Source organism: Oceanisphaera psychrotolerans (assembly GCF_001870485.1).
In the GTDB taxonomy this organism is placed as follows: Bacteria; Pseudomonadota; Gammaproteobacteria; order Enterobacterales; family Aeromonadaceae; genus Oceanimonas; species Oceanimonas psychrotolerans.
The window spans coordinates 68,744-76,501 of the sequence record NZ_MDKE01000010.1; the positions used below are offsets into that span (position 1 = coordinate 68,744).

Annotated in this window: 8 protein-coding genes and 1 tRNA gene; 4 read left to right on the forward strand and 5 right to left on the reverse strand. The window is 58.0% G+C overall.

All coding sequences use genetic code 11. The features are described 5' to 3' along the window. Positions 1-81: 81 nt before the first annotated feature. From phoU to BFR47_RS04190, 4 genes are read right to left on the reverse strand one after another with little or no spacing between them, the layout of a single operon-like run. The gene (gene phoU / locus BFR47_RS04175) at positions 82-795 is read right to left on the reverse strand and encodes a phosphate signaling complex protein PhoU (RefSeq protein WP_071471913.1); all 714 of its coding nucleotides are present in this window, start codon (positions 793-795) and stop codon (positions 82-84) included. Between the two features lie 14 nt (positions 796-809). Then, positions 810-1,628, reverse strand: coding sequence for a phosphate ABC transporter ATP-binding protein PstB (gene pstB, locus BFR47_RS04180; RefSeq protein WP_071471906.1), 819 nt, complete (start codon positions 1,626-1,628; stop codon positions 810-812). A 32-nt stretch (positions 1,629-1,660) separates the two neighbouring features. Further along, positions 1,661-3,310, reverse strand: a complete 1,650-nt coding sequence (gene pstA, locus BFR47_RS04185; RefSeq protein WP_071471907.1) for a phosphate ABC transporter permease PstA — start codon at positions 3,308-3,310, stop codon at positions 1,661-1,663. A gap of 14 nt (positions 3,311-3,324) precedes the next feature. Beyond that, positions 3,325-5,544, reverse strand: a complete 2,220-nt coding sequence (locus BFR47_RS04190; RefSeq protein WP_071471908.1) for an ABC transporter permease subunit — start codon at positions 5,542-5,544, stop codon at positions 3,325-3,327. 153 nt (positions 5,545-5,697) lie between these two features. On the opposite strand from BFR47_RS04190, the gene BFR47_RS04195 reads away from it, so the two are divergent. The 3 genes from BFR47_RS04195 to BFR47_RS19000 all read left to right on the forward strand — a co-directional run bounded on the left by BFR47_RS04195 (position 5,698) and on the right by BFR47_RS19000 (position 6,506). Continuing rightward, entirely contained in the window at positions 5,698-6,198 is a 501-nt protein-coding gene (locus BFR47_RS04195) for a glycine cleavage system transcriptional repressor (RefSeq protein WP_071471909.1), read from the forward strand. 76 nt (positions 6,199-6,274) lie between these two features. Beyond that, positions 6,275-6,406, forward strand: a complete 132-nt coding sequence (locus tag BFR47_RS18995; protein WP_281245935.1) for a hypothetical protein — start codon at positions 6,275-6,277, stop codon at positions 6,404-6,406. Then, entirely contained in the window at positions 6,393-6,506 is a 114-nt protein-coding gene (locus tag BFR47_RS19000; RefSeq protein ID WP_281245936.1) for a hypothetical protein, read from the forward strand. The genes BFR47_RS18995 and BFR47_RS19000 overlap by 14 nt, the downstream gene beginning before the upstream one ends. 4 nt (positions 6,507-6,510) lie before the next feature. Here the strand turns inward: BFR47_RS19000 and tadA are convergent, their stop codons facing one another. Further along, complete coding sequence (gene tadA, locus BFR47_RS04200) at positions 6,511-6,999, reverse strand: tRNA adenosine(34) deaminase TadA (protein WP_071471910.1); 489 nt, start codon at positions 6,997-6,999, stop codon at positions 6,511-6,513. 209 nt (positions 7,000-7,208) lie between these two features. Here tadA and BFR47_RS04205 point away from each other — a divergent pair. Beyond that, positions 7,209-7,285: transfer RNA gene (locus tag BFR47_RS04205), tRNA-Pro, on the forward strand. The last annotated feature ends 473 nt before the right edge of the window (positions 7,286-7,758 follow it).

A 7,758-nucleotide genomic window follows, 5' to 3' on the forward strand; every position in this document is an offset into this window, starting at 1 on the left:
AGGCCGGAGGCAAGGCCGGAGGCAAGGCCGGAGGCAAGGCCGGAGGCAAGGCCGGAGGCAAGGCCGGTAATACCCCGTCGTTTACCGGTCGGTATCCAGCATGCTGTGAATATCCTTGTCGCTGGTGTGACGCACGTCCTTACCCTTGACGAAATAGATGATGTATTCACAGATGTGCTGTACCCGGTCCCCTACCCGCTCCAGCGAACGGGCACACCACAGTACATTCAGTACATGAGGGATGGAACGCGGATCTTCCATCATGAAGGTCATCAGTTCACGAATAATTGACTCGTATTCACGATCGACCTTGTCGTCTTCCTTATGCACCTCAATGGCGGCTTCCACGTCCATGCGCGCGAAGGCATCGAGCGACTCGTGCAGCATCTTGACGGTACGTCGGCCCATGTTTTCCATCGACACCAGCGGCGGCTGCTTCTTGTCGGCGTTGTCCAGCAGCATCATGCCGATGCGCTTGGCCACATCGCCGATCCGCTCCAGATCGGTGATGGTTTTGATAATCGCCAGTACCAGTCGCAGGTCCGAGGCCGCCGGCTGGCGTTTGGCGATGATACGGGTACAGTCTTCGTCAATCTGTACCTCCAGTCCGTTCACCTTGTGATCGTTCGCCACTATCTGCCGGGCCATGTCCAGATCCTGCTTGTGGATGGCGGTAATGGCATCAGTCAACTGCTGCTCCACCAGGCCACCCATCACCAGCACCTGGTTCAATACCCCTTCCAGTTCGCTGTTGAACTGACCGGAAATGTGTTTTTTTAGGTTGTTATTATCCATCATCGCTGTGCTCCTTAACCGTAGCGCCCGGTAATATAATCTTCCGTTTTCTTCTTGCTGGGGGTAGTGAACAGGGTATTGGTATCGGTGTACTCAATCAGCTCGCCCATGTACATGAAGGCGGTGTGATCCGATACCCGGGCCGCCTGCTGCATGTTGTGAGTCACGATCACCACGGTAAACTGCTCTTTCAGGGAGTTGATCAGTTCCTCGATCACCAGGGTGGAGATCGGGTCCAGCGCCGAGGTCGGCTCATCCAGCAACAGCACTTCCGGTTCGATGGCAATGGCCCGGGCAATCACCAGTCGCTGCTGCTGACCACCGGACAGACCGAAGGCGTTCTCATGCAGTCGATCCTTCACCTCGTCCCACAGCGCCGCCCCACGCAGCGAACGCTCCACCGCTTCATCCAGCCGGCGCCGATCGTTGATGCCCTGCAGCCGCAGGCCATACACCACGTTCTCGTAGATTGACTTGGGGAACGGATTGGGCCGTTGAAATACCATGCCCACCTGCCGGCGCAGGGCAGCCACATCCACCCCCTTGCCGTAGATGTTCTGTTCGTGCAGCAGGATCTCGCCATCGATACGGCAATTATCCACCAGATCATTCATCCGGTTGATACAGCGCAGCAGCGTGGATTTACCGCAGCCAGACGGACCGATAAAGGCGGTGACCTGGCCCTTGGCGATATTCATGTCCACGTTGAACAGTGCCTGCTTTTCGCCATAGAACAGACTGAGGTCACGGACCTCGAGTGCCGTCTGTTCACGGGTCAGGTGACTGATGTCGAGGGCGGTGTCCTGGTTCAGATTGGTTGCTACATTAATCATCTTGTTACCTCAAAGCGATGGCTGTCCCGAACTTACTGATCGAGAGAGCGGAATTTTTCACGCAGGTGATTACGAATACCGATGGCCGTCAAATTGAGGCCCACAATCACCGTCACCAGCAGGAAGGAGGTCGCGTACACCAGCGGCCGCGCCGCCTCCACGTTGGGGCTCTGAAAACCCACATCATAAATATGGAAGCCCAGGTGCATGAACTTGCGTTCCACATGCAGGTAAGGGAAGTTACCGTCCAGCGGCAGGTTGGGCGCCAGCTTCACCACGCCCACCAGCATCAGCGGTGCCACTTCCCCGGCCGCCCGGGCGATGGCCAGGATAAGACCGGTCATGATCGCCGGACTGGCCATGGGGATCACGATGCGCCACAGGGTTTCCGCCTTGGTGGCACCCAGCGCCAGCGAGCCCTGACGTACCGAGCTCGGGATCCGCGACAGCCCTTCTTCGGTGGACACTATCACCACCGGCAGGGTCAGAATGGCCAGGGTCAATGCCGACCACAGCACCCCGGGCGAACCGAAGGTAGGCGTAGGCAGTGATTCCGGGTAAAACAGTCTGTCAAGCGAGCCCCCTACCATATACACGAAGAAGCCCAGGCCGAACACCCCGTACACGATGGACGGCACCCCCGCCAGGTTGATCACCGCGATGCGGATGATCTTGGTCAGGTTGTTCTTGCCTGCATATTCGTGCAGATAAATGGCCGCCACCACCCCCAGCGGGGTCACGATAATGGCCATCAGTATCACCATGAATACCGTGCCGAAAATCGCCGGGAAGACACCGCCCTCGGTGTTGGCTTCGCGGGGTTCCCCACTGACAAACTTGCCGATCTGTTTGAACCAGTGCAGGGTTTTGGCCACCGGCCCCATGTCGTTGGGCCAGGCCACATCCAGTACTTCACCCAGAGACAGGGTCACTTCCTGGCCGCGCATGTCCCGCACCACCACGTTATCGCGGCGCGCTTCTTCACGCAGGGCAAACAGCTGTTTTTCCAGCGCCTGATAATCAGTTCTGAGTTGCTGCTCCTCGGCCCGGATCCCGGCCAGGGCTTCATCGGTGGCTTCGCCATCCAGTTCCAGCCGGCGCTGCTTCAGGCGCAGTTTTTCCAGCTCGAAGTTGATGGTGCCGATTTCGCCCCGCTGCAGGGCTTTCATCTGGCTGTTCAGCTCACCAACCCGTTCGAGACGGCTGCGGAGCTGTTCGCGTACATCGCCGCCGACGGCGTTGTCCCCTTCCAGCACCCGTTCGACATAACCGTAAAAATTACCGTGGTTGGAGCGTTCCAGCACCGCCAGTCCGGCCGGCTGTTCGCGGGAGACGATATCGGTCTCCAGCAACCAGCGAAAGTCGAGCTGCACGAACTCCCGGTTACCGGTCTTGACCAGATAACGGGTCAGGGTCTCGGAGGTAACGCCTTCCAATGCCAGGCCAGAGCCACGCAGCTGGGCCACCGGCACCACTTCCCGATCGTGAATCTCACCAATAACCGTATAACGCTCGCCCTCGGTCGAGCTGATGTCCCATTCATAGATGGTATGCGGCCAGAAAAAGGTCAGGCCACGCCAGCCAATCAACAACAACAACCCCAGCACCGCCACCAGACTAAGGCTGACCGCGCCGCCGGTTAACCAGATCCAGGGTGCCCCCGATTTAAACCATTTCATCATGAGTCATCCCGCCCTTACATTGAGCTGTATTTGTCACGCAGTCGCTGACGAACAAATTCCGCGACCGTGTTGAACATGAAGGTGAATACAAAGAGCACGAAGGCGGCCAGGAACAGCACCCGATAATGAGAGCTGTTGACTTCGGCTTCCGGCATTTCCACCGCGATATTGGCGGCCAGGGTACGCATGCCGTTGAAGATGCTGAGATCCATCACCGGAGTATTACCGGTAGCCATCAGCACTATCATGGTCTCGCCCACGGCCCGACCCAGCCCCATCATCACCGCCGAGAAAATACCGGGGCTGGCCGTCAGCATCACCACCCGGGTCAGGGTCTGCCAGGGCGTTGCCCCCAGCGCCAGGGAGCCGTTGGTCAGATGCCGGGGCACCGAGAACACCGCGTCTTCGGCAATGGAGAAAATGGTGGGGATAACCGCAAAGCCCATGGCGATACCGACCACCAGCGAGTTGCGCTGATCGAAGCCGATGCCCAGCTCATTGGTCAGGAAACTGCGGGCATTGCCGCCGAAAAACATGGTTTCCACCACCGGGCTGAGGGCAAAGGACATCCAGCCCACCAGTACCACCAGCGGCAGCAACACTATGCTCTGCCAGCCCTCGGGTACGGCATTTCGGATATTTTTGGGCAGATGATGCCAGATGAAAGCCATCAGCAGTATCGACACCGGTAACATCACCAGCAGGATCACGATTCCCGGCAGATGGGTTTCGATCAAGGGTGCCAGCCACAAGCCGGCCAGGAAACCGAGGATAACGGTAGGCAACGCCTCCATGATTTCCACCGTCGGCTTGACCACCTTGCGCAGACCGGGCGACATGAAGTAGGCGGTATAGACGGCGCCGGCGATGGCGATGGGTACCGCAAACAACAGCGCATAGAAGGCCGCCTTGATGGTACCGAAGGAAATGGGCACCAGACTCAGCTTGGCCTCGAAGTCACTGCTGCCGGAGGTGGACTGCCACACATACTGCGGCTCGGGATAACCCTCGTACCACACCTTGGTCCACATGGCGCGCCAGGTGACTTCCGGATGTTCGTTCTCCACATGGAAGGTCGACAGGCGGTTGCCGTCAATCAGCAGCAGCATGGAGTTGCGAGGCGACATCGCCAGCGCCGTTACGTTATCGCCGGCCAGCTTGTCGGAGAACAGACGTGAACCGCCGGTGGTATGAAAGATATCCAGGCTGCCGTTATCCGATACCGTGACAAAGCCTTTCCGGTTCACCTCGGACGCGACCTGCCCGATGGTGCCATTGGCCTCGAACTCCCGGATAAAGGTAAATTCGCGCTTGCCGTCGCGGGTCACCTCGAACCACTGGGAGATCTTGCCATTGTCGTTGGCCACCAGCAGCGAGTTGCCGCCGGACAGCAGGCTCAGGTTGGTGATGTTGCCGCCGACGGCATTCATTGCCAGCACGTTGCGCAAGCGTACCTTGTTGATATTGCGCACATCGTAGACATAAACGTCGTTATCGCTGCGTACAAACAGGAAACGCAGGTTCGGGGTCAGCAGCAGCTGATCCACCTGTTCGGGCAGGCCCGGAATGGTCACCTGGGTCGGCTTGAGCTCTACCTCGCCGGTGATGAAGTTTTCCTTGCCTGCAAAACGGGTCAAGAGACCGACACCGTCTTCGGTGAGGGCCGCCGCCGCCAGGTCATCTCCGTTGCGCGCTATGCTGAGCTGCTGCAGAGCACGCTGCTGCTCATCGAGCACCAGCGGCGCTTCGCCGAAGGGAAACACCACTTCGGGCTGAATCAGGCGAACGTTGTCCGGGTAACTGACGTTGAATTTGGGCGACAACACCATGAAGCGACCATCGGCCAGCCCGTAGGCGACCAGCTTGTCGTTGATGCTACGAGCGACACTGGTGATATCGCCGTCCAGCTGGACACTGTGAATACGCTTGCCTTTTTCAGGCAACGAATAAAAGGACACCAGGCCCTGATCGTTGAAGCGGTACACCAGCTCGTTCTGTTCTTCTATTCCCAGCAGGGCCGTATTGCCCCCCTCCGCCAGGCTGAATTCCTGTCCGGCCTCGACATGAGCGCTGTCAAAAATCGGCTTCACCACATACAGCAGGTAAAAGAAGATCAATAACAGCGCCACCAGCACCAGTATTCCGCCGCTGGTCACGCCTATTTGCGCCAGCCGGTCTTTCAACCAGCGTCCTCGGCTGCCCGACAACGCCAAGGTTTGGGTTTGGGTCGACATACGTCACCTCGATAGATTTCCAGTTGCACCTATTGTATGGCAGATAAATGACAGTTTTGTTACATTGATCAACAGACGGCAAGAAGCCGGTAAAAAATGACGCCAGCGTCTACCCTCAACGGACAGTCCCGCATTTTTCCAAGGAGAGAACCCATGAAAACTCTGGTCGCCACCCTGATAGGTCCCGATAGAACCGGTCTGGTCAAACAACTGGCCACGCTGATCAAACAACACCACGGCAGCTGGCAGGCCAGTGCCATGAGCGAGCTGGCCGGCTACTTCGCCGGCATCGTCGAAATACGGGTGCCGGAAGAACATAGCCAGGCTCTGAGTGAAGCCCTGGGCAAGCTGCCGGATTTTCAGGTAAAGCTGCTGGAAGGTCAGCATCAGCCCCTGCAGGGTCAGAAACTGAAGCTGACCGTGACCGCCAACGACCGGCTGGGCATCATCGACGAAGTCACCGACGTGCTGAACCAACTCAATATCAGCGTCAAGACCCTCAAAACCGACAGTTATCCCGCCCCCATTACCGGCATCACGCTGTTTGAAGCCAATGGCACCCTGACCCTGCCCCATGGTCAGACCCTGAACGATTTGCAGGCAAGGCTGGAAGCCCTCAGCGACGACCTGGTGGTCGATATCGACCTCGTTTAGGCCGTAATAAAGCTGTCATGGGGATCTGTCATAAAAGTCGCTTAAAAATGACACATCTCCTCTGATGGGAATAATAATGAGCACGGAAAAGTGGTATCTGCAAAAAGAACTGAGCTGGCTGTCGTTCAACGAGCGGGTATTGCAGGAGGCCATAGACAAAGCGTTTCCCTGGTCGAACGGGGCGCTTTCTGGGGATCTTTTCCCATAACCAGGACGAATTCTTCCGGGTCCAGGTCGCCGAAATCAGACGACTGATCATGCTCGATGGCGAGCAGGGCAAGAACAACGGCGCCGCCATCCTGCTATAACGACTTATTCCGCCGCCGGTTTACGCGCGGCTTTTTTTTCTGCCCGACGGCGCTTGAAGAAGGCACTGAGCTGAGTGGCGCAGTCGGCTGCCAGTACCCCCGATTGCCAGGCCACCAGGTGATTCAGCCCCGGCGTGGCCAGCAGCTGCAACACCGAATCCACCGCACCGGTCTTGGCATCGGGGGCTCCGTACACCAACCGCCGGATACGGCTGTGTACCATGGCGCCGGCGCACATCATGCACGGCTCCAGAGTCACATAGAGGGTACAGTCCAGCAGCCGGTAATTGCCGATGGCCTGTCCGGCCTGGCGCAGCGCCATGATCTCGGCATGGGCGGTCGCATCATGGCTACCGATGGAGCGGTTCCAGCCCTCGCCGACACATTCCCCCTGGTATACCACCAGCGCCCCGACCGGCACCTCGCCTTCCGCTTCGGCCTTTGCCGCCAGCACCATGGTCCGGCGCATCCAGTATTCGTCTTGTTCGTTCATTACCGCCTCCGTTGGCCGCGTATTATGGCAAAAGACAAGGCGGCTGCAAGCAGGGGTTGTCATTAATCGCCACCGCACCGGAACGGGTCGGAATATCCGCTGGAAAGATTGAAAAAAGAACGGTGCCGAACAAGAAAGCGGCAAACAGAACGGGATCGGTAAAAGAGGCTTGCAGCGTGACAGTCACGCCTATATAGTGAGTCCCGATTCGGCGTGTAGCGCAGCTTGGTAGCGCACTGTCATGGGGTGTCAGGGGTCGGAGGTTCAAATCCTCTCACGCCGACCAAATCATCCTTGAAAAACCCACCTCACGGTGGGTTTTTTATTGCCTGCAGAAAAGCCGTACCTTTCAGGCTGTCGGCCGCAAGTAACACCATAACCATGGTGCATGGGCATCGCGCCGGTACTTTCCGTGTGATGTTAAAGCGAGCCTCGCATGAGCCGGCGCGGTCGGAACAACCGGAGGTAACCCCGGCTCACAGTCACATATGCTGGCGACCTGACGCCGGTGGCTTGCCACTGCTCTTATACCAATCTGAATAAAGATCTGATCTTTCTCAAGTCCGAACTCAGAGGCAGCACAGCCACCTCCCACGACACGCCATAAACTCATCCCTGAGGGCTCGGAAATGTCATCCGTGGCATTTCACGGTCGCGGGAGGTCGTCTCTGTTGCCTCATCTTGAGCTCCGAGTGGCCAGCAGATGACTCTGCAGCATCAAGGAGGGCAAAGGGATCTGCTCAGCCGACCATCCGCACC